This is a genomic window from Nonlabens sp. SCSIO 43208 (assembly GCF_050703575.1).
Classification (GTDB): domain Bacteria; phylum Bacteroidota; class Bacteroidia; order Flavobacteriales; family Flavobacteriaceae; genus Nonlabens; species Nonlabens tegetincola.
In genome coordinates, this window is the sequence record NZ_CP065365.1 from 578989 (window position 1) to 600907 (window position 21919).

The following is a 21919-nucleotide window of genomic DNA, read 5'->3' on the forward strand; positions in this document are numbered from 1 at the left end:
TATTTATTCCTTTTAAAATGTCTTACATTTCAAGCGCTTTCTTCACATCGCCATCCATCAATAAATTGATAGGATCTTCTAGTGCTTCTTTAATAGCTACTAAGAAGCCTACAGATTCCTTACCATCGATAATTCTATGATCGTAAGATAAAGCAAGGTACATCATAGGACGTATTACAACTTGCCCGTTTTCTGCAATTGGTCGCTCAATAATATTGTGCATTCCCAAAATACCACTTTGAGGTGGATTAATAATAGGAGTACTCATCATACTACCGAAAACTCCACCATTTGAAATAGTAAAGGTTCCACCTGTCATCTCATCAACTGTGATTTGTCCATCACGAGCACGCAATGCTAGACGTTTTACTTCTGCCTCTACTCCTCTAAAACTTAGATTCTCTGCATTTCGTATTACTGGCACCATTAACCCTTTAGGACCTGATACAGCAATAGAAATATCTTTATAATCATAAGTAATCATTTCTTTACCATCAATCATACTGTTCACAGCAGGATATAAATCTAGGGCACGTACTACTGCCTTGGTAAAGAAGGACATAAAGCCTAGAGAAACTCCGTGTTTTGCTTTAAAGTCTTCTTTATATTCTTTACGTAAGTCAAAAATAGGTTGCATGTTTGCCTCGTTAAAGGTGGTCAACATCGCTGTTTCATTTTTTGCACTTACTAAACGTTCTGCTACTTTACGACGCAGCATGGATAATTTAGATCGAGAAACTCCTCTAGAACCAGCTCCAGGTGTTCCCATAGAAGGTGTTGCGCTTACCGCATCTTCTTTTGTTATACGACCATCGCGACCAGTACCTTTAACGCTACCAGCATCAATACCTTTTTCATCTAAAATTTTCTTAGCTGCTGGACTAGCTGTACCTGTAGCATAAGACTCTTTAGCCTGTGTAGGTTGTGGTGCTTTATCATGACTAGTAGATTTTGAATCGGGTGCACTTTTTGCCTGCTCTTTTTCAGCTGCTTGTCCACCACCTTCATCACCACCTTCATAGGTTGAGCTCTCGTTATTTACATCTTGAGAACCTCCATTTGGATTTGGAGCTTCAGTATCAATTAAACAGACTACTTCACCTACTGCAACAGCATCACCTTCTTCTGCTTTTAGGGTTATAATACCACTAGCTTCTGCTGGTAATTCTAAGGTTGCTTTATCGCTATCTACCTCGGCAATTGCCTGGTCTTTTTCTACCCAGTCGCCATCGGCAACGAGCCATTCTGCGATTTCTACTTCTGTAATCGACTCGCCTGGTGAAGGCACTTTCATTTCTAGAGCCATAATTTACTTATTGTTATTAAAAACGTCTTCTATTACTTTACTATGACGCAATTTTGAACGAGTTGCACTACCCGTTGCTGGTGCGGCATACATATTTCTTGAACATACTCGCCAGTTTCTTGTTTCTGGCATGTGCAGTAGTAAGTGAGCATATGCTCCCATGTTACGAGGCTCTTCTTGAGCCCAAACGATGTCCTCGCTACCGTAATTTTTTATAATTTCTTGAATTTGATTTACTGGTAAAGGGAATAGTTGTTCAATACGTACGATTGCAACATCGTTACGATTATTCTCTTTTCTATACTCTAATAAATCGTAGTAGAATTTACCTGATGTAAACACTAGTGTTTTTGCTTTCGCGAAAGCGGAATCACCAGCATCACTATCGATAATTTCTTGGAAATGTCCATTCTCAAACTCTTCTACTTTACTTACCGCTGCCGGTAATCTAAGCAATGATTTTGGAGTGAACACGATAAGTGGTTTACGATAATCCACAACCATTTGACGACGCAATAGGTGGAACATGTTTGCCGGAGTTGTACAATTTGCAACAAACATATTATCTCTAGCACATAGTTGCAGGTAACGTTCTGGACGAGCACTAGAGTGTTCAGCTCCTTGACCTTCATAACCATGTGGTAAAAGCATTACCAGCCCGTTTTGGTTTTTCCACTTATCTTCTCCAGCACTGATATACTGGTCAATCATAATCTGTGCACCATTTGAGAAATCTCCAAACTGGGCTTCCCAAATAGTCAATGTTTTTGGTCTTGCTAGTGCATATCCATACTCAAATCCTACAACACCATATTCTGAAAGATGTGAATTGTAAATCTCAAATTTACCAGTTGCGTCTAGATTGTTATGAAGGATAAATTCTTGCTCTTGATTTTCTGACTTTACAACTGCATGACGGTGTGAGAATGTACCGCGTTCTACATCCTGACCACTCATACGTATGTTATATCCTTCAAGCATTAAGCTACCATAGGCTAGGTGCTCTCCCATTGCCCAGTCTAGCTCATCCTTATCAAACATGGTTTGTCTAACCTCAACAATTTTCTTGATTTTACGTATGAAATTACGATCCTCTGGAAGTTGGGAGATTGTGTTGGTGATTTTTTCAAGTACCTCTCTTTTTACTCCAGTAGTCACTTTTTCCATCATTTTATCTTCAGTTGCTGTGTGGTATCCTTCCCACTCATCTTGCATAAAAGGTGTGATGATGGTATTTTCTTTTTTTCGCGAACTCTCTAGTTCTTCTTCTAATCCTTCTTTGTAGGATTTCTCAAGATTCTTTACGTGATCCTTATTGATCAGTCCTTCTTTAAGCAATTTATCAGCATAAATATCTCTAGAATTCTTATGCTTTTTAATTGCTTTATATAATTGGGGTTGAGTGAACATAGGTTCATCACCTTCATTGTGACCGTATTTTCTATAACCTAATAGGTCAATAAAAACATCACGCCCAAACTCCATTCTGTAATCTAGCGCAAAATTCATCGCATGGACTACAGCTTCGGCATCATCGGCATTTACATGAAGAACTGGTGATAAAGTAACTTTTGCTATATCAGTACAATATGTACTTGATCTAGCATCTAGGTAATTAGTTGTAAAACCTACCTGATTATTAACTACTACATGAATGGTTCCTCCTGTTTTATAAGCTTCTAGCTGCGCCATTTGCACCACTTCATAAACAATACCTTGTCCAGCGACAGCAGCATCACCATGTAATACGATAGGTAAGGTCTTACTCATATCATTAGGTGTGTGCATGTCCTGTTTAGCTCTTGCTATACCTTCTACGACCGCTCCTACAGTTTCAAGGTGTGATGGATTAGGAACAATATTGATGTTAATATCATTTCCATTATCAGTCTTGCGCTTGCTTGTGTAACCTAAGTGGTATTTAACATCACCATCAAAGATGTCTTGTTCATAATCCTTTCCATCAAATTCTGAAAAGATATCAGTTACTGGCTTACCGAATATATTGGTAAGAACATTAAGACGTCCACGGTGTGCCATTCCTAGTACAAATTGATTAACGCCTTTATCGGCAGCGTTTTCAATTAATGCATCAAGACCAGGAATTAAGGACTCGTTACCTTCTAATGAGAATCTTTTTTGACCTACATATTTTGTATGTAAGAAAGATTCAAAAGATACTGCTTCGTTTAATTTTTTCAGAATTTGTTTTTTCTGATTTTCATTAAATTTTGCGTGATTATTATTTTGGTGTAACCAGTTTTGTATCCACTTTACCTCATCTGGTTTTCTTATATACATGTACTCCACACCTATACTTTCACAGTAAACCATCTTAAGATGATCTATGATATTTTGAAGTGTAGCTTTACCTATACCTATAAGTTCTCCAGAATCAAACTCTTTGCCCAAATCTTCATTAGACAATCCAAAGTTCTGGATATCTAATTTAGGCTCATAGTTACGTCGCTCTCTTACCGGATTTGTTCTTGTAAACAAATGTCCTCTAGAACGATAGGCATCTATAAGTTTAACAACTTGAAATTCTTTTTTAACATTATCGGGAACTGTAACGCTGCTTCCCTGATGTTCTACTACTAAGTCACCTTCATGAGCACTTTCCATACCGAAATCAAAGCCTTGGAAGAAAGCTCTCCATGAAGGTTCAATGCGATCTGGATTGATCAAATATTCGTCGTAAAGCTGAGCAAAGTAAGCAGTGTGTGCTGCGTTCAGAAATGAATACTTATCCATAAAATTGTAAGGAAATTTCCTTTTTTTCAAATATGATAGCAAAAGTAAAGAAAAGTGCTCGCTTGACATCGACTTTTGTATATTTATAACGATTGAAATTCCTAAAACTCAGAATAATGAAAAACAGACATTCTAACATTATTGCATTTTTCATAATTTTTACCTTGGTAATTTGTAAATCTTTCAGTCAGTCTACTACCACAGAGTCAGATTTTTGGAATAAAGTAAGATTTGGAGGAAATATTGGAGCTGGATTCAATAACAATTTCACCTCAATCATTATTGCTCCACAAGCTATTTATCAACTTAAACCCAATTTTGGGGTTGGTTTAGGCTTAAATTACAGCTATTCTGAAAGAGATGTTAATAATGCTAGTTTTCAAGATTTCTCGTCAAATATTTATGGAGCTAGTATAATTGGTATTGCAAATCCTATTGATTATTTACAGGTAAGCGCGGATTTTGAATATTTCTACGTGAATCAAAATTTTGAAAACAGTGCTTTGGATAGAGAGTACTGGGTACCTGCACTATTTCTAGGTGCTGGTTATCGACAAGGGAATTTTGTTATTGGATTTAGGTATGACATTCTTTACAATGATGATAAAAGCATCTACAACAATGGTTTACAACCATTTGTAAGATTACTCTTCTAATTATTGCCTCAATCTAAATTGAATTTTCACCCATTCTCGATACAAGAACCCTATTACTATACCATGTTCCAAGTGTCGTTCCTGCACATCTGCCAGGTAATACAATTGCTGTAACTTGGGATCGCTATCTTCTATTGCGTCTGATAATAATTGGATAACGGATTCCAGAAATTCGTCCGGCGTGTCAGACTGCACAACTGGATAACCACTGCGCTCCAAATCTTTATTGATTTGATTGCGATAAAGTGAAAACACGTGATGTCGTTGCAGCTTATCTTTAATAAGCTCTAATTGATGAGACATTTTATACTTTTTTGTAAATGGTTTGTTTCACGCTTTCGCGAAAGCGAATCATTTAATAATTCACTCAAACAACAAATTAAGGTAATAGTAACAACTTTTTACAGACAAAAAGAGTAAAATTGGATAGCATACTCAATACATGACCAATAAAGATCTATTTAAAATTGCCGAAACTTTTTTTGAAGACAAAGGATGGACACCGTTTCCTTTTCAAAAAAACGCATGGCATGCCTTTTTAAAAGGAAAACACGGCTTGCTCAATGCACCAACGGGTAGTGGTAAAACGTATGCTCTTTGGATCGCGATTGTGTTAAATTACATCAAACAAAATCCCGATTATAAGAAAAAGCCCAGTAAAGGATTAAAAGCTGTCTGGATAACACCTTTACGATCTCTGTCGAATGAAATTGCACAAACCACACAATCCTTTGTAGATGCTATTGAATTACCCTTTAAAGTGGGAATAAGAACAGGTGATACATCGAGCAAGGAAAGAAGCGCTCAAAAAAAGAGCATGCCCGATTTATTAATTACAACTCCTGAAAGTTTACATTTATTACTAGCAAGTAAAGATTGTAATAATACTTTTAAAACGTGTGAAGCTCTAGTCATTGATGAATGGCATGAGCTGCTGGGCACTAAACGAGGTGTACAAATGGAACTAGCCATTTCCCGTTTGAGAACAATAAGTTCAGGAATAAGGATTTGGGGAATTAGTGCTACCATTGGAAATTTAAATCAGGCTCAAGATGTCTTATTAGGCGTTCCTACCCACGAACATAATACGCAATTGAATGACAATGTAATCCCTAAAGATTGTGTTTTAATAAAGGCAAATATTAAAAAGGACATTAAGGTACAATCCATCATCCCCAAAAAGATGGATAAAATGCCATGGAGAGGCCACTTAGGTTTGCACTTATTGGAAGACGTTGTACACATAATAAACTCCAGTAAAAGCACTTTAATATTTACAAACACAAGAGCGCAATGTGAAATATGGTTTCAAGCATTGATGAGCAGCCATCCAGAATTTGCTGGTGAGGTAGCTATGCATCATGGATCTATTAATAAAGAAACTCGCATATGGGTAGAAAACGCGATACGCAATGAGTCGTTAAAGGCTTGTGTTTGTACCTCATCATTAGATTTAGGAGTAGATTTTGCACCGGTAGAAACAATCATCCAAGTAGGTGGTCCAAAAGGGGTTGCGCGATTTTTACAAAGGGCTGGTCGTAGTGGACATAGACCTGGAGAGACCAGTGTAATCTACTTTTTACCTACACACGCACTTGAACTTATTGAAGCAAGTGCGCTGCAAAAAGCGGTAACAAATCAAGCCGTTGAAGACAGGCTGCCCTACCTATTATGTTACGATGTGCTCATTCAATATCTATGTACACTAGCGGTAGGTGGTGGTTTTTATCCCGATCAAATTTATAAGGAAATTAAACAAACATTTTGCTTTCAATCCATTAGCCAGGAAGAATGGCAATGGTGTCTCAATTTTATTGTTCATGGAAGCAATAGTTTAAGTAACTACGATGAATATAAAAAAGTAGAAATAGATGATACCGGTCGGTATTTTATCGATTCTAGAGCAATAGCGATGAGACATCGATTACAAATAGGAACCATCGTTACAGGACAAGATGTGACTGTGAAATACGTGACAGGCGGATATGTAGGAACTATTGAAGAGTATTTTATAAGTAAACTTAATCGTGGTGATGTGTTTGTATTTGCTGGACGCACTTTAGAATTTGTACGACTAAAGGGAATGGTAGCACAAGTACGCATTTCAAATAAAAAGAAAGGACAAGTGAGCAATTGGCAAGGTAGTCGTTTACCGCTGAGCTCTCAATTAGGTGAATTGCTAAGGGAAGAGATGATAAATTTTCAAACAGGGAAAAAGAAATCACCAGAGGTGCAAGCTCTTAAAGATATTATTAAACGTCAACAACAAGAAAGCATCATACCACTACCTGATCAATTTTTAATAGAAACCTTTAAAACTAGAGAAGGATACCATTCGGTATTTTATCCGTTTGAAGGAAGATTTGTTCATGAAGCCATGGCAGGTTTGATCGCTTATAGAGTAAGTTTGCTTCAGCCCATTTCTTTTTCACTTGCCTTTAACGATTACGGTTTTGAATTACTAAGTGATCAGCCTTTTAATATGCAAGACCTATTGGATAACAATCTACTTACACCCGATATGCTATCCCAAGACATGATAGCTAGTGTTAATGCCACAGAATTAGCTAAAAGACAGTTTAGAGATATCGCAGTAATTACAGGATTGGTCTTTACTGGTTATCCCAACAAAATCATTAAAACAAAACATTTACAAAACAGCAGTCAATTATTATTTGAAGTATTCAAAGACAATGAACCGGATAATCTTCTCTTGCGACAAGCTTATACAGAAACTTACGAGCAACAAATAGAAGAATACCGCTTGCGCGAAAGCCTAGAACGTATCAAGTCGCAAGATATCATCTGGAATCAGTGTGATAAACCTACACCCTTTTCATTCCCCATAATTACCGATAGATTGAGAGCTAAATTATCGAGTGAAAAACTAGCTGACCGCATTAAACGAATGCAATTGAAATGGGAATAATTGTATTATGTTCCAGTAAATAAGTATTGTGATAAATCAAGTCTAAACGCCTTGAGAAAAGTAATGCTTACAAGATTTAAAAAGCTATTAAAACTCGTACCTTTTCCCTACTTTTGCACACCTTAAAACACTGGTGACATGAGTACTAAATTCAATGAATACAAAGGTTTAAATCTTCCTGAAGTTGATAAGAAAATCAAACAATTCTGGAAAGATCAGGACATCTTCAACAAGTCGGTAACTACAAGAGAAGGTAACGAACCTTTTATTTTCTTTGAAGGACCACCATCGGCAAATGGATTACCTGGTATTCACCATGTTATGGGTCGTACTATCAAGGATTTGTTCTGTCGTTTTAAGACACAGCAAGGCTACCAAGTTAATCGTAAAGCCGGATGGGACACGCACGGTTTACCAGTGGAACTAGGTGTGGAAAAAGCTTTAGGCATTACCAAAGAAGATATAGGTACTAAAATATCTATTGAAGAATACAACCAAGCCTGTAAAGACGCTGTATTAAAATACACCGATATATGGAGTAACTTAACTGAGGATATGGGTTATTGGGTAGACATGGAAGATCCATACATAACCTACAAGCCTAAATACATGGAAAGTGTATGGTGGTTACTTAAGAAAATTTATAACAATGATTTACTTTATAAAGGTTACACCATCCAACCTTATTCACCAGCTGCCGGAACAGGTTTGAGTTCGCACGAATTAAACCAACCAGGTTGCTACCGTGATGTTACAGATACTACTGTGACTGCGCAGTTTAAAGTAACTGATCCTGCACAGTTACCGTTTACCACTCAAGGTGAAGTTTTCTTCCTAGCATGGACTACTACTCCATGGACTTTACCATCTAACACAGCGCTTACTGTTGGGCCAAAGATTGACTACGTACTTGTAGAAACTTTCAACCAATATACGGGTGAATCAATGCAAGTCATACTAGCAGAAGCCCTTGTAAACTATCAGTTTGGTAAGAAATATGAACATTTTGACAATGACGCTTTCGCGAAAGCGAAACAAGAATACAAACTGGGCGACAAAAAAATACCATATACGCTATTAGGAACTTGTAAAGGAGTAGATTTGGTAAATATCAAATACGACCAACTACTAGAATACGCATTACCTTATGAAAATGCAGAAAATGCTTTTAGAGTAATAGCGGGCGATTTTGTAACTACAGAAGATGGAACTGGTATTGTACACACTGCACCAACCTTTGGAGCAGATGATGCACTTGTAGCAAAACAAGCAACTCCAGAAATTCCACCAATGCTAGTATTGGATGAAAACAATAATCCAGTACCGCTTGTAGATTTACAAGGTAAATTTAGAGGAGACTTACCTTTTATAGGTGGCAAGTATGTGAAAAACGAATACTATAAAGACAATGCTCCAGAACGCAGTGTCGATGTAGAAATAGCCATCGCCCTAAAAGAACAAAATCGTGCTTTTAAAGTAGAAAAATATGTACACAGTTATCCACATTGTTGGAGAACTGACAAGCCTGTACTTTATTATCCACTAGATAGCTGGTTTATCAAAGCTACGGATTTCAAAGACCGTATGCACGAGTTAAATAAGACCATTAATTGGAAACCAAAATCAACTGGAGAAGGAAGATTTGGTAACTGGTTGGCTAATGCCAATGATTGGAATCTTTCTAGATCACGTTTTTGGGGTATCCCACTACCTATATGGCGCAATGAGACAGGGACTAAAGAAATCATAATAGGCTCTGTAGAAGAACTGGTAAACGAGATAGAAAAATCTATCGCAGCTGGTGTTATGTCAAAAAATCCGTTTGAAGGATTTACAGCTGGTGACATGAGTGATCAAAATTATGATTTGATTGATTTACACAAAAATGTTGTAGATCAAATAACACTTGTTGCTGACAATGGAGAGCACTTGCACCGCGAGGCAGACTTGATAGACGTATGGTTTGATAGTGGTTCAATGCCGTATTCTCAATGGCACTATCCTTTTGAAAATAAAGAGGCCGTAGAGAACGGTTTACGCAAGGCAGATTTTATAGCCGAAGGTGTGGATCAAACTCGTGGATGGTTTTACACACTACATGCTATTGCTACTATGATTAGTGACGATGTTGCTTACAAAAATGTAGTATCAAACGGACTGGTTCTGGATAAGAATGGTCAAAAAATGTCTAAGCGATTAGGGAATGCAGTGGACCCATTTGAGACTTTAGGCAAATATGGCGCCGATGCCACAAGATGGTACATGGTGAGTAATGCAAATCCTTGGGACAACCTAAGATTTGATACTGATGGTATACAAGAAGTGCAGCGTAAATTTTTTGGAACCTTGTATAATACCTATAGCTTTTTTGCCCTGTATGCAAATGTTGATGGCTTTAAATACGATGAAAAGGATATTCCATTAAATGAACGTCCAGAAATTGATCGATGGATCCTGTCTGAACTTAATACTCTTATCAAAGACACAACAGCTTTCTACGAGGAATACGAACCTACTAGAGCTGCAAGAGCAATCACCACCTTTGTGACAGAGAATTTAAGTAACTGGTACGTAAGATTATGTAGAAGACGTTTTTGGAAAGGTAGTTACGAGCAAGATAAAATCGCTGCTTATCAAACCCTATATACTTGTTTGAAAACAGTAGCTCAATTAGGCGCTCCTATCGCTCCTTTTTTCATGGATCAATTATACCGTGACTTGACAAGTGTTTGCGAGAGCAACAGCAGTGAAAGTGTACACCTATCCCAATTCCCTATCGCAAACAACGATCTTATCAATAGTGAGTTAGAGGAAAAAATGCACAAAGCACAAGTGATTTCAAGTCTCACACTTTCATTACGTAAAAAAGAAAGCATTAAAGTAAGACAACCCTTGCAACGTGTTATGATTCCTGTTTTAGACACTAAGGACAAGGCTCAAATAGAAGCTATTGCAGATCTAGTAAAGAGCGAGGTAAATGTTAAAGAGGTGGAGTTAATCGATGACGCAAGTGGGATACTTGTTAAAGAAATAAAGCCAAACTTTAAAGTTCTGGGACCTCGTTTTGGTAAGGAAATGGGCAAGATCGCTGGGAAAATCAAAAGTTTTCAACAAGAAGACATTGCTTTGTTAGAAAAAAATGGAGAAATTAACATAAACATTAATGGTACTGATACTATATTGAGCCTCGAAGACGTTGAGATAACATCTTCGGATATAGAAGGATGGCTAGTTGCTAATCAATCAGGCATTACAGTTGCGCTCGATGTAACTATTTCTCCAGAGCTCAAACAGGAAGGGATTTCACGTGAATTAGTGAATCGTATTCAAAACATAAGAAAGGACTCCGGACTCGAGGTAACAGACCGCATAACGATCACAATGCAATCGCACCCAGAAATGGATGCTGCGGTAGAGAAAAATGCCCAGTATATTAAAGATGAAACATTAGCCAATGATTTAACAATAACACAATCTGTAGATAACGGTACGATAATTGAGTTTGACGACATTGCGACCGCAATACAGATAACAAAACAATAAATTATGAGCGATGTAGAAGTAAAAAAGGAACGTTATAGCGATGAAGATCTAGCATACTTTAAAGAGTTAATTGAAGCTAAAATTAAAGATGCACAAGAGCAGTATGAGCTTATTAAAAGCTCCTATGCAAACGATGCTAATAATGGTACTGATGATACCGCACCACAATTCAAAGCATTTGATGAAGGTAGTGAGGTCATGAGCAAGGAAGCAAACGCGCAACTTGCGATTCGTCAAGAGAAATTTATAAGAGATCTTAAAAATGCTCTTATAAGAATTGAGAACAAAACGTACGGTATTTGCCGTAAACTAGGCAAAAAGATCAAGAAAGAACGCCTAGAGCTTGTTCCACATGCCACTCTAAGTATAGAGGCTAAAAACATGCAATAACAAATTACTTCTCCCTAAATACAGGCCTTTTATGAGCTATCTGCATGGTATTACAAATCAGATAACTTGTAAAAGGTTTTTTTATACCAGTGTTTTAGTGTTGTTCGCTTTCGCGAAAGCGTACTCTCAAGACAACTCTTCAAATACTAGAGCTACAACATTTACCGCAGGTAACCTGCGTACCTTAATGATTGAACTTAATGAGTATGCCGAAATCCATTTACAAGCTACTCAAACAACTAATATATCCATAACGACAACACAACGTGGTGAATATAAAGAAGCCGTTGAACTCACTCATTATATTAAAAATGACACGGTATTTTTTAAAGATCCAATCTCAAATATCTATCAAAAACCTGATGATAAACTAGCTGCTCACAAAGTGACAGACGCAGTAGTAAAAATGGTAATACCACACGACATGAATCTAAATATTGTTGCGCAAAGTGCTTCAATTCATACACGAGGTTTATTTTCTTATATTCAGATTAATTGTACATCTGGCGCTATCACTATTGAAGACCCTAATTGCGACCTGGACATCACCAACATTCTAGGTTCTACGACTATTTATTGCGATTCTATTTCACCAGAAATTCGTCTAGGAAAAAAAGCGACATTTAATGATAAAAGAAGAAAAAAACGTCCCAATAAAAATGGTGGTATCATTCAAACATCTTCTGGTAATATTAGCATTTTAAATACAGAGGATAAGTAGTATTTTAGCAGTTCACAAAAGCCGTACATGAAATTATCAAAAGCATTACTTATTGTTTTTTCAGTTCTCCTACTGGATCAAATAAGTAAGATATATATTAAACTTAATTATCAACTAGCAAGTAATTCAAATGATGCCATACTAGATTGGGGTAAATTCAAATTAGTTTTTTATGAAAATGCTGGCGCAGCATGGGGAACCGAAATCCCAGGAGATTATGGTAAGATAATCTTAGTAGTTTTCAGAATTTTTGCTGTAATGGGAATAGGTTATTGGCTATGGAGCAGTATTAAAAAACACAGTCATAAAATACTAATCATATGCATATCCTTAATTCTCGCTGGTGCGATAGGAAATATAATCGATAGTGTGTTTTATGGTGTTTTATTTTCTGACAGCTACCATGGTGTAGCAGAATTTTTACCAGAGGAAGGTGGATACGCTCCTATTTTCTATGGAAAGGTAGTAGACATGCTTTACTTCCCTTTATTTGATGGAACTTTTCCTAATTGGGTTCCAGGTATAGGAGGAAATAAATTTACATTTTTCAATGCTGTTTTTAATATTGCAGATAGTGCGATTACGATTGGTGTAATTCTGCTGCTACTTTTCAGTAAAAAAGCTTTTCCTAAAAATTAATTCTAGGAAGAAATCTTATTGAAAATTTCGAGTAAATGTGTTTTAGATAGTGGTTTTGTAATGAAATCACTTACAAGAGCGTGTTTCTTTGCTTTAGCAATTTCATTTTGATTAATACTAGAACTTACCACTAATAAATGTATTCCTTTTTCTTGTAAGGCAGCGGTGTGATCTTCTAAGACATCTAGTAATTCCCATCCATTCATGATAGGCATATTCAGATCTAATAAGACAACCTGCGGCGCCTCGATTTTATCTTTTAAAACGAGCTCAAAAAACTTTAATGCCTGATCACCATTTTCAAAAAGTACAAGTTCATCAACGAGATCATATTTATCTACAATCATACTCATCAAGCTCACATAGAGCCGATCATCATCAATAATACAAGCTTTTTTTAAAACGCTCATTTTTAAAATTTAATAGTAAACGACGTTCCTTTATTTAATTTGCTTTTTACCATGACATCACCACCTAAGCTTTCTACTTGATTTTTAAGAACAAATAAACCTATACCTTGTGACTCACCACTAGCATCAGTTGATTCAAACATTTTAAAGATATAATCTGCCTGTTTGTTCATATCTATACCGACACCGTTATCTTTAAAAACCAATAGTTTCCTCTTATTTTTAACCTTAGTTCTTACCTTGATTCTAAGAGGTTCTTTTCTACTTCTAAATTTAATACTATTAGATATAAGTTGAATGAAAATATTTTTTAAAAACGAAGGCACATAATTTATCACGGATAGATCTGTGAAATCACCTCTAACTTTTGCATCAATAGCAAGAAGCTCTTCTTTAAACTCAAGTAAACACTCTTTGAAAATTGTTTCTAAGTTAACCTGTTGAACCTTTTTTTCTTCTATATTAATAGTAACGACCTGGTTGAGATGCTCCAATGTAGAAGAAAGGTTATTGCTTATCTCGGTTAGATAATTAAAGAAAATATCTGTTTGTTGACTTTTATCTCTTATATCATTAAATGCATCTAAAGTAAGCTGTAAATTGCTAGCGTGAGATCTAAGGTTGTGCGAAACTATATGTGCAAAATGGACCAATCTATCATTTTGTTCTTGAATAAGTTTTGCTCTATTTTCAAGCTCATTGCCTCTTCTTACAAACCTATCAATACTGGTGAACACACCTCTAACCCCAACAATGTTATGCTCGCTATCATGTAAAGGTTTACCACTGGCCTTTGCCCAGAAGACATTACCATGATAATCTTTCATTTCAATATCGAGAACAAAGCTACCGCCATTGATACAAGAGTAAAACAGTTCTACTGCTTTCTTACGATCAGCAAAAAAACTGAGTGCAGAGTGAATGTCTAGATTATAGTTTTTAGGTATATCCAAAATATTTCTTCCAATATCATCGATATAACCTTCTCCTGTCTTTAAGTTACCACTGTAAGCTCCAGTAACGGTAAGCTCTGCAGTTTCACTTAAAAAATATTCTTTATCCTCTAATAATTTTTTAAGAGGTTGATTGGATTTTTCTATCATCGTTCTTAGGGAAAAACGTGAATCTTATTTATTAGGAACAATTCCTTTAGAATCTAAAACTATGAATTAAATGTTAATTAACAAAAGTCAAAATTTAACTTAGGTAATATTTTTAATCATTCTTTGTTATACGGTATATTTTTTCTGGCGTAACAACCATATCTAATGTAACATCCATGTCGTGAACATCCTCAATTTCATTTATTGGTTCAAAAAAAGAAATACCTATTTTCAATACGTTTGGTCGGCAATTGGCTAAAAACCTATCATAAAAACCTTTCCCGTAACCTACCCTGTAACCTTTTTCATCTGTTATTAATAAAGGAACAAAAACTACATCCATAAGATGATCCCTAATTCTTTCTCCATTAATAGGCTCTGGGATTCCATATTTGTTTTCTTTTATTACAGTTTGCTCTTCTAACAAAATATTGATCATTTGAATAGAATCAAAATCACTATGACTAATAACAATATTTTTATCCTTGGACATAAGGATATTCATAATAGGTTGGGTATCGACTTCATTCCACTTCTTTATAGGTAGGAACAAATGGTAATAATCATAATGCCAAATATCTAATTGAAGTAAGTTATTAGCAATTTGAACGCTCTTGTGCTGCACCTCATCTGTAGATAAGGATAGGCGCTTTTTTTTATAAAGTTTACGTAACTGAGCCTTATTCATCTTTAGAGATATGAAAAATAGCATCGCCCTGATAAACTACTGGTCCATAATTAACATTGAGCAAGAAGGTATCATGCGGTGCTTTTATTTCATGTCGCAATTTTCCATACGGATCCGTAATACTAGCGATAATTTCATCTTTTTTTACTTTATTGCCTGCCTGAGCTTTAGGATGAATAAAGCCGGATTTTTTCGCTCTTAGCCATGAAGATTTAGTAATCTCTACAGTAGTATGATTAACAGAAATATCCGGCAGACCTTCTGTTACCATATCTAAATGCTCTAAAACTCTTAAAACTCCTTTTACAGCCTCGACAGCAATAGTTTTGTCGCTATCGCCTGATTTACCACCTTCATATAACAAATAAGGAATACCTTTTTTTGAACATGTCGCTCTAAAAGTTTTTGAAATATTACTTGAAAAGTACAAGCAAGGTGCGTTGAATACTTTTGCCAATTCAATAGATTTACTCTCTGCAGCATCAACTCTTAGGTGAGGTGCATTATAACGTTGAGCTCCACCTGTATGAAAATCCATAACAATATCAACTATTGGCAACACTTCATTAGAAAGTTGATAAGCAAAACGGCTAGCTAAAGATCCCTTTTTTGTTCCCGGAAAAACTCTATTCAAGTCTCTACCATCAGGAAACTCTCTTTTTAACTGCAAGAAACCAAAAATATTAACTACCGGAATACATATTATGGTCCCGCGTTTGGGTTTGTTCCAGCCGTGCGCTATAATTTGACGCACAACCTCAATCCCGTTAATCTCATCGCCATGAATACCACCTGTAAGTAACACAACAGGTCCATCTAGTTCACCACGCTCAATAATGACTGGCACTTCAACTTCAGAAGTTGAATAAAGTTTTACTTTATTGAGATTGAGTGTATAACTATTACCTGCTTTAATTTCGGTTCCTAATATTCTCAATGCTTACATGTTTTTTTCTATGAACTTGATAATTTCACGAGCGATATTATACCCAGTCGCTCCTTCAATTCCTTCTAATCCAGGAGAACTGTTCACCTCGAGGACTAAAGGTCCTCGTGAACTTTGTAATAAATCAACACCACAAACCCCTAATCCTAGCGCTTTGGCCGCGGCAAGAGCCGTGCGTTCTTCTTCAGGAGTTAATTTGATTTTTGATGCTGTTCCACCACGATGTAAATTGGATCTAAACTCGCCTTTTTTGGCTTGTCTTTTCATCGCTCCTACCACTTTATTCCCAACCACAAAGGCTCTTAAATCGGCACCACCAGCTTCTTTTATGAATTCCTGAATTATAACCCTTGTTCTTAGATCATTATGAGCATCTATAATGGCGTCTGCAGCCTCTAGAGATTCTGCTAGATTTACACCTATTCCTTGTGTCCCTTCTAGTACTTTGATGACTACTGGTGGTCCACCTACTTGCTCACAAATTTCATCTGTATGCTCACCAAAATTAGTGAAAACCGTTTTGGGCATTCCCACACCGCTACGAGCTAGTTTTTGCAAACTTTGTAATTTATCTCTTGAGGTAACTAGCGCCTGACTGCTCACAGTCGTAAAACAATTCATCATCTCAAATTGTCGTACAATAGCGGTTCCATAAAAAGTGATACTAGCTCCTATTCTAGGTATTACAGCATCTGGCACGGGTAATCTCTCACCGTGATAATAAACACTGGGCTTATGTTTTTCTAATTTTATATCGCAATGCAATACATTTATAGCCCTGGCTTTATGTCCTGCATTTTTTGCCTCTTCTAGTAATCGCTTTGTACTGTATAATGTGGTACTGCGTGATAGAATATCAATTTTCATTTTGTGAAAGTATAAAAGAAAGGTCTTGTAATTCGGTATCCACTACAAATTTCTTAGATAAAAATTTACGCCCTATTAAAACAGGGTACCTCATTTCCTTGCGATCAGATAGCGTAAGGGATATTACATAATGTTTTTTGAATAAGGTAATAATAGTTTTTACCTCATACCTTAATTGTGACTGACCGTTACTACTGCGTACTTGGGTAATTTCATACTCCTCAAAATACATTTTACGACCGTTGTACTTGGGATGTTCTGGATCAAGAAAATTTGCAGTAAGCGCACCGTCTTCCTCTCCAATATCAGTACAATAAATGGACGATGTATAAGCTCCTGTATCGATTTTTATATCAATATCTAGAAATCCAAGTTCAGGAAAATGAGCACGATCTGTGCGACCTATGGTTATTTTTTTTGTCAAGTATTTAAAATGATTTAAAAATTGGATTCTGTTTCGCTTTCGCGAAAGCGAAATCAACATACTCCATCACATATTACGAAAATTCGCGGCAAAAAAAGACAATTCTTCTCATATATTTATAATGATAACATTCCATTAACGCACACTAAAAATTTTGAGCAGAAATTTGAAAAAAAATTATCATGAATAAATTTTGGATTTTCCTTTTGTTAGTAGCCACTACTTTAAACGCTCAACAAGACTTATTGCAGTCTGGTCCTATGGTAGGATATTCTGCTTATCGAGAAGCCTTAATTTGGGTTCAAACTACACAGCCAGCTCAGGTCAAAATAGGTTATTATAAAGAAGGTGAACAAGAGGTTTTTACTCCGACAGTAACAACAAGTATTGAGGATGATTTTATTGCAAAACTATATCCTAGACAGGTAGAATTTGGTACTCAATATACCTATAAATTATACATCAATAATGTACATGTACCTAGAGATTACAAGTTGTCATTCAAAACGCAGGCATTATGGCAATATCGTACGGAACCGCCTAACTTTTCATTTGCTATAGGCTCATGTGCTTTTATAAATGAAAAGAAAGACGACAGGCCTAGTCCTTATGGAGGTGGTTATGAAATATTTAATAGTATACTCGCTAAACAGCCTGATTTTATGCTATGGACTGGTGATAATACTTATTTACGCACACCTGATTTTATGACTGAAACAGGAATACGCCATCGTCATAGACATACTCGCAGTACTCCAGAACTACAACCTCTTTTAGGTAGTGTACATCACTATGCTACATGGGACGATCATGATTATGGCCCTAATAATGCAGACAGGAGTTATGTAAATAAACATATTGCAGAAAAAGCCTTTAACGATTACTGGGGTAATCTTAATACAAATGCTGCTGGTAATGGTGGTGTAGCCCAACACTTTTCCTGGGCCGATGTTGAAGTATTCATGCTAGACAACAGGTATCATAGAGCTCCTAATGATAGTAGAGAAAAAAACAAAGCTTATTTTGGAATGGAGCAAGTTAATTGGTTAATCGACGCTCTTCAAAATAGTCGTGCTCCTTTTAAGATTATCGTGAGTGGTGGTCAGGTTGTGAGCGATGCTGCAAAGTTTGAAAACTATGCTACCTATCCTGAGGAAAGAGATTATTTATTCAAGCGTTTACATGAAGAAAGAATAAGTGGTGTTTTATTTATGAGTGGTGATAGGCATCACACAGAAATATCTAGACTAGAACGAGAAAACGCCTATCCTCTTATCGACATTACTTGTTCACCATTGACCTCTGGAACACATGCTGCGAGAGACGAAGGAAACACACTTCAGGTGAAAGACAAGACTTTTTATGAAAAAAACTTTGGGATTGTAGAAGTGAGTGGACCACGTAAAGAACGCAAATTAGTTCTCACTATATATGACCAAAAAGGTAAAAAAGTATTTGACTATAGCATTACCGCAAAAGAATTGAGATATTAGAAAAGTAGTCCTAGCGGCACTACTTTTCTAATGCTTGTTCTAGGTCCTTTATTAAATCCTCAACATCTTCTATACCTATACTTAAACGAATAAGGGAATCCACTACACCAGTCTTTTCTCTTTCTTCCTTAGGAATACTTCCATGGGTCATTGTAACAGGATGACCAGCCAAGGATTCAATGCCTCCTAGGGATTCGGCTAGGGTAAAGAGATGTAGATTTTCTAGAATGGAAAGTGCACTTTCTTTGGTGTCATTTTTAGTACTGAAGGATATCATACCGCCGAAGTCTCTCATTTGACTGCTGGCAATTTCATGATTAGGATGACTTTTAAGACCAGGCCAGTATACCTTATCAACTTTAGAATGAGATTGTAGGAAGTTAGCAATTTGAGCAGCATTTTCACAGTGCCGTTGCATACGCACATGCAGCGTTTTAATACCACGCAACACTAGAAAACAATCTTGCGGACCTGGAATGGCTCCGCTTGCATTTTGAATAAAGTACAGTTTTTTAGCAAGTATTTCGTCATCAACCACAAGAGCGCCCAAAACCACATCACTATGACCACCTAAATATTTAGTTGCGCTATGCATTACTATATGAGCACCTAGCTCGATAGGGTTTTGAAGATAGGGCGTTGCAAATGTATTATCAACCACTACGAGTATATCTCTACTCTCTGTCAGTGTAGCTATAGCACGTATATCAATTATACTCATAGTAGGATTTGTAGGTGTTTCTACCCATATCATTTTGGTAGCGCTTGTGATATGCTCCTCAATTAAATGAGCATCTTTCATATCTACAAACTTGAATTTAACACCTAATTGTTCAAAAATTTGGGTGAATAATCGATAAGATCCACCATAAAGGTCACTAGTGGAAATGACTTCATCTCCTGGTTTTAATAATTTAAGAACCGCGTCTATGGCCGCCATACCTGATCCAAAGGTTATTCCGTACTGAGCATTCTCTATACTAGCAATGGCATTTTCTAGCGCTGTTCTAGTAGGATTTGCACTACGTGAATAAGCATAACCTTTATTTTTACCTGGACTCGATTGTTTGTAGGATGTTGTTTGATATATGGGTGGCATTACAGCATTATAAGCTGGATCGATATTTTTTTGGCCACCATGTATAGCTTTGGTATTGAATTTCATTTTCTCTTTTTCTAACTTGTGGTTGAAGATAACAAATTGCTATTATAGCGTGGCAATTGATGATTATTACGCTTTCGCGAAAGCGTATACCTTTCTATTTCAATACATAAAATTATATCATAATTCACATTAAGCTAGCGTACCTTTGCAACATGGAAAATAGATTCATTTATTTAAATACATGTAAACGTATTCAGAAAGAGTTGCATCTACCTGAATCTGTTATTCTTCAAAATACCAAAGAAGAACCTGTGACTGAAGAACAAGTGAATTTTTTAAAAGATCAAGCAGGATCTTATGAAGCCTTATTTAATAGAAGATCCCAACAGTACAGAGGTCGTGGTTTACATGAACAAAAGTTATCTGAAAAAGACTATAGATCACTATTGCTGGATCATTACTCCTTTATTAAACGCCCTATTCTAATACTTGATGGAGTTGCTTTTATAGGAAATAGTAAGAAAACTGTAGCAGCAGCTGCACAAGCACTTGGAAATGAGTAAAAGAGCAATTGCTATTGTATGTGCTTTTCTAGTCGCACTTTTTTACGCGTTTAATTTTACTGCAGCCAAAGAGGTTACTCCTGCACTTATAGGTCCTTACGGGCTTACTTTGTACCGTGTTTTAATTACCGGACTAATATTCTGGGGTTTAAGTTTTGTTTTTGCTCCTAGAACAAAAATGACCTTAAAGGAGCTTGCTCATATTGCATTGGCAGCTTTTTGCGGTGTGGGATTTAACATGCTTACCTTTATGAAAGGTTTGTCGCTTACATCACCTATAAGCGCAGCAGTTTTAATGGTTACTACTCCTATTTTGGTTCTTGTATTAAGCGCAATATTTCTTAAAGAAAAATTATTTGGGATTCGTATACTTGGGATTTTAATAGGTTTTTCTGGTGCTACTTTTCTTATTTTACAATCAACTGGTATAGGAGCAGATGCTTCAAACCCAACACTGGGGAATTTTTTGATTTTTGTAAATGCTCTTAGTTATGCGTTTTACATTATTCTAGCAAAAAAGCTCACACAGAAATACCATGTTCTAATCTTACTTAGGTGGCTGTATTTCTTTGGAGTATTATTTATTTTACCATTTGGCTATAATGAGATTGTTGCATTTGATATAAGTAGCGCCAGCTGGGAAACTTTAATGTTTATAGGTTACGTGATTGTGTTTGCTACATTAGGAACTTATGGTCTTAATATTATAGCGATCAAAAACCTAAAACCTAGTGTAGTAGCCGTGTTTGTCTATTTACAACCTTTACTGGCGACTATTATCGCTGTAAGTTTAGATAAGGATACTATTACCTGGCAAAAAATAGCTGCTGGGATAATGATTTTTTCTGGAGTGTTTTTAAGCAGCTTAAAGCAAAAGCAAAAAATCAGGACGACTTAACTAGCTCATCATGCAATGCAGCTGCCCATTGAACTGCATCAAGTAAACTTTGGAAGGTTTTGAATTTAGATTTCATGAACAAAGATTCAAGCTTTGCATTCTGTGTACCAACACTTGAATCGGTAACAACGGCATAACCTTTTAGAGAGAAAGTATGCATGAAAAATTTAAGCCAATCTACTGGCTTTACGTCATACTTATTAATCCTATTTGTTATGTATATTAAATTGCTACCATCGGTTTGATCGTAAAAATCAGTTACCTCTTCAATAACTAATTTTGCATGAGTCCAAGAAAAGGTAACGCCTTCATCAACTTCGGCAATGACAAATTTTTCAAACAAGTAGAACTTACCAAAAGGAAAATGAAGTTCCTTTAGCACCGAAGGATAAAATGGTGATTGTTCAACTGACTGCATATCTGCAATTTAATAGAATTGCCTATTTTAAGCAAATAATATCATCGAACAAATCACCACTTTTAT

Annotated in this window: 20 protein-coding genes; 9 read left to right on the forward strand and 11 right to left on the reverse strand. The window is 36.2% G+C overall.

The window, feature by feature from the left end; translation table 11 throughout:
- Window positions 1–22 precede the first annotated feature (22 nt).
- Window positions 23–1306, reverse strand: coding sequence for a 2-oxoglutarate dehydrogenase complex dihydrolipoyllysine-residue succinyltransferase (gene odhB / locus I5168_RS02815; protein ID WP_060523334.1), 1284 nt, complete (start codon window positions 1304–1306; stop codon window positions 23–25).
- Window positions 1307–1309: 3 nt separating this feature from the next.
- Window positions 1310–4060 (reverse strand): 2-oxoglutarate dehydrogenase E1 component, encoded by a 2751-nt coding sequence (locus I5168_RS02820; protein ID WP_431472369.1) that lies wholly within the window; start codon window positions 4058–4060, stop codon window positions 1310–1312.
- Between the two features lie 116 nt (window positions 4061–4176).
- On the opposite strand from I5168_RS02820, the gene I5168_RS02825 reads away from it, so the two are divergent.
- A complete protein-coding gene (locus I5168_RS02825) occupies window positions 4177–4716 on the forward strand; it encodes an alpha-ketoglutarate decarboxylase (protein WP_105017701.1) in 540 nt (179 codons plus the stop codon).
- Here the strand turns inward: I5168_RS02825 and I5168_RS02830 are convergent, their stop codons facing one another.
- Complete coding sequence (locus tag I5168_RS02830) at window positions 4717–5019, reverse strand: hypothetical protein (RefSeq protein WP_042276335.1); 303 nt, start codon at window positions 5017–5019, stop codon at window positions 4717–4719. It lies immediately after the preceding gene.
- 139 nt (window positions 5020–5158) lie between these two features.
- Here I5168_RS02830 and I5168_RS02835 point away from each other — a divergent pair, with 139 nt between their 5' ends.
- The 5 genes from I5168_RS02835 to I5168_RS02855 all read left to right on the forward strand — a co-directional run bounded on the left by I5168_RS02835 (window position 5159) and on the right by I5168_RS02855 (window position 12938).
- Window positions 5159–7645, forward strand: a complete 2487-nt coding sequence (locus I5168_RS02835) for a ligase-associated DNA damage response DEXH box helicase (RefSeq protein WP_431472370.1) — start codon at window positions 5159–5161, stop codon at window positions 7643–7645.
- A 138-nt stretch (window positions 7646–7783) separates the two neighbouring features.
- Window positions 7784–11188 carry an isoleucine--tRNA ligase gene (gene ileS / locus I5168_RS02840; protein ID WP_431472371.1) on the forward strand — a complete coding sequence of 1135 codons (3405 nt, stop codon included), beginning with the start codon at window positions 7784–7786 and terminating at the stop codon, window positions 11186–11188.
- A 3-nt stretch (window positions 11189–11191) separates the two neighbouring features.
- Window positions 11192–11578 carry a TraR/DksA family transcriptional regulator gene (locus tag I5168_RS02845; RefSeq protein ID WP_042276339.1) on the forward strand — a complete coding sequence of 129 codons (387 nt, stop codon included), beginning with the start codon at window positions 11192–11194 and terminating at the stop codon, window positions 11576–11578.
- Between the two features lie 31 nt (window positions 11579–11609).
- The gene (locus I5168_RS02850) at window positions 11610–12299 is read left to right on the forward strand and encodes a hypothetical protein (protein WP_105017704.1); all 690 of its coding nucleotides are present in this window, start codon (window positions 11610–11612) and stop codon (window positions 12297–12299) included.
- 27 nt (window positions 12300–12326) lie between these two features.
- Window positions 12327–12938: a lipoprotein signal peptidase gene (locus tag I5168_RS02855; RefSeq protein ID WP_105017705.1), complete on the forward strand. Its 612-nt coding sequence runs from the start codon at window positions 12327–12329 to the stop codon at window positions 12936–12938.
- A gap of 2 nt (window positions 12939–12940) precedes the next feature.
- Here I5168_RS02855 and I5168_RS02860 read toward each other — a convergent pair whose 3' ends face one another.
- The 6 genes from I5168_RS02860 to I5168_RS02885 form a co-directional block, all read right to left on the reverse strand.
- Window positions 12941–13348, reverse strand: a complete 408-nt coding sequence (locus I5168_RS02860) for a response regulator (protein ID WP_085775569.1) — start codon at window positions 13346–13348, stop codon at window positions 12941–12943.
- 2 nt (window positions 13349–13350) lie between these two features.
- The gene (locus I5168_RS02865; RefSeq protein ID WP_431472372.1) at window positions 13351–14451 is read right to left on the reverse strand and encodes a sensor histidine kinase; all 1101 of its coding nucleotides are present in this window, start codon (window positions 14449–14451) and stop codon (window positions 13351–13353) included.
- A 112-nt stretch (window positions 14452–14563) separates the two neighbouring features.
- Window positions 14564–15139 carry a 5-formyltetrahydrofolate cyclo-ligase gene (locus I5168_RS02870; protein ID WP_105017707.1) on the reverse strand — a complete coding sequence of 192 codons (576 nt, stop codon included), beginning with the start codon at window positions 15137–15139 and terminating at the stop codon, window positions 14564–14566.
- Window positions 15132–16076, reverse strand: coding sequence for a succinylglutamate desuccinylase/aspartoacylase family protein (locus I5168_RS02875; protein ID WP_431472373.1), 945 nt, complete (start codon window positions 16074–16076; stop codon window positions 15132–15134). Before I5168_RS02875 ends, I5168_RS02870 begins: the two co-directional genes overlap by 8 nt.
- A gap of 3 nt (window positions 16077–16079) precedes the next feature.
- Window positions 16080–16952 carry a 30S ribosomal protein S6--L-glutamate ligase gene (rimK, locus tag I5168_RS02880; protein WP_060523344.1) on the reverse strand — a complete coding sequence of 291 codons (873 nt, stop codon included), beginning with the start codon at window positions 16950–16952 and terminating at the stop codon, window positions 16080–16082.
- Window positions 16942–17376, reverse strand: a complete 435-nt coding sequence (locus tag I5168_RS02885) for an ATP-dependent zinc protease family protein (protein WP_042277260.1) — start codon at window positions 17374–17376, stop codon at window positions 16942–16944. Before I5168_RS02885 ends, rimK begins: the two co-directional genes overlap by 11 nt.
- A gap of 182 nt (window positions 17377–17558) precedes the next feature.
- Here I5168_RS02885 and I5168_RS02890 point away from each other — a divergent pair, with 182 nt between their 5' ends.
- Window positions 17559–18869, forward strand: coding sequence for an alkaline phosphatase D family protein (locus tag I5168_RS02890; RefSeq protein WP_042276354.1), 1311 nt, complete (start codon window positions 17559–17561; stop codon window positions 18867–18869).
- 19 nt (window positions 18870–18888) lie between these two features.
- On the opposite strand, the gene I5168_RS02895 is transcribed toward I5168_RS02890, so the two are convergent.
- Window positions 18889–20064: a cystathionine gamma-synthase gene (locus tag I5168_RS02895; protein WP_258150472.1), complete on the reverse strand. Its 1176-nt coding sequence runs from the start codon at window positions 20062–20064 to the stop codon at window positions 18889–18891.
- A gap of 122 nt (window positions 20065–20186) precedes the next feature.
- Here I5168_RS02895 and I5168_RS02900 point away from each other — a divergent pair, with 122 nt between their 5' ends.
- Together I5168_RS02900 and I5168_RS02905 are read left to right on the forward strand one after the other, a co-directional pair.
- The gene (locus I5168_RS02900) at window positions 20187–20537 is read left to right on the forward strand and encodes an arsenate reductase family protein (protein WP_431472374.1); all 351 of its coding nucleotides are present in this window, start codon (window positions 20187–20189) and stop codon (window positions 20535–20537) included.
- Window positions 20530–21435, forward strand: coding sequence for a DMT family transporter (locus I5168_RS02905; protein ID WP_105017711.1), 906 nt, complete (start codon window positions 20530–20532; stop codon window positions 21433–21435). The genes I5168_RS02900 and I5168_RS02905 overlap by 8 nt, the downstream gene beginning before the upstream one ends.
- Here I5168_RS02905 and I5168_RS02910 read toward each other — a convergent pair.
- Entirely contained in the window at window positions 21422–21853 is a 432-nt protein-coding gene (locus I5168_RS02910) for a hypothetical protein (protein ID WP_105017712.1), read from the reverse strand. The two genes, I5168_RS02905 and I5168_RS02910, sit on opposite strands and share 14 nt — an antisense overlap.
- Between the last annotated feature and the right edge of the window lie 66 nt (window positions 21854–21919).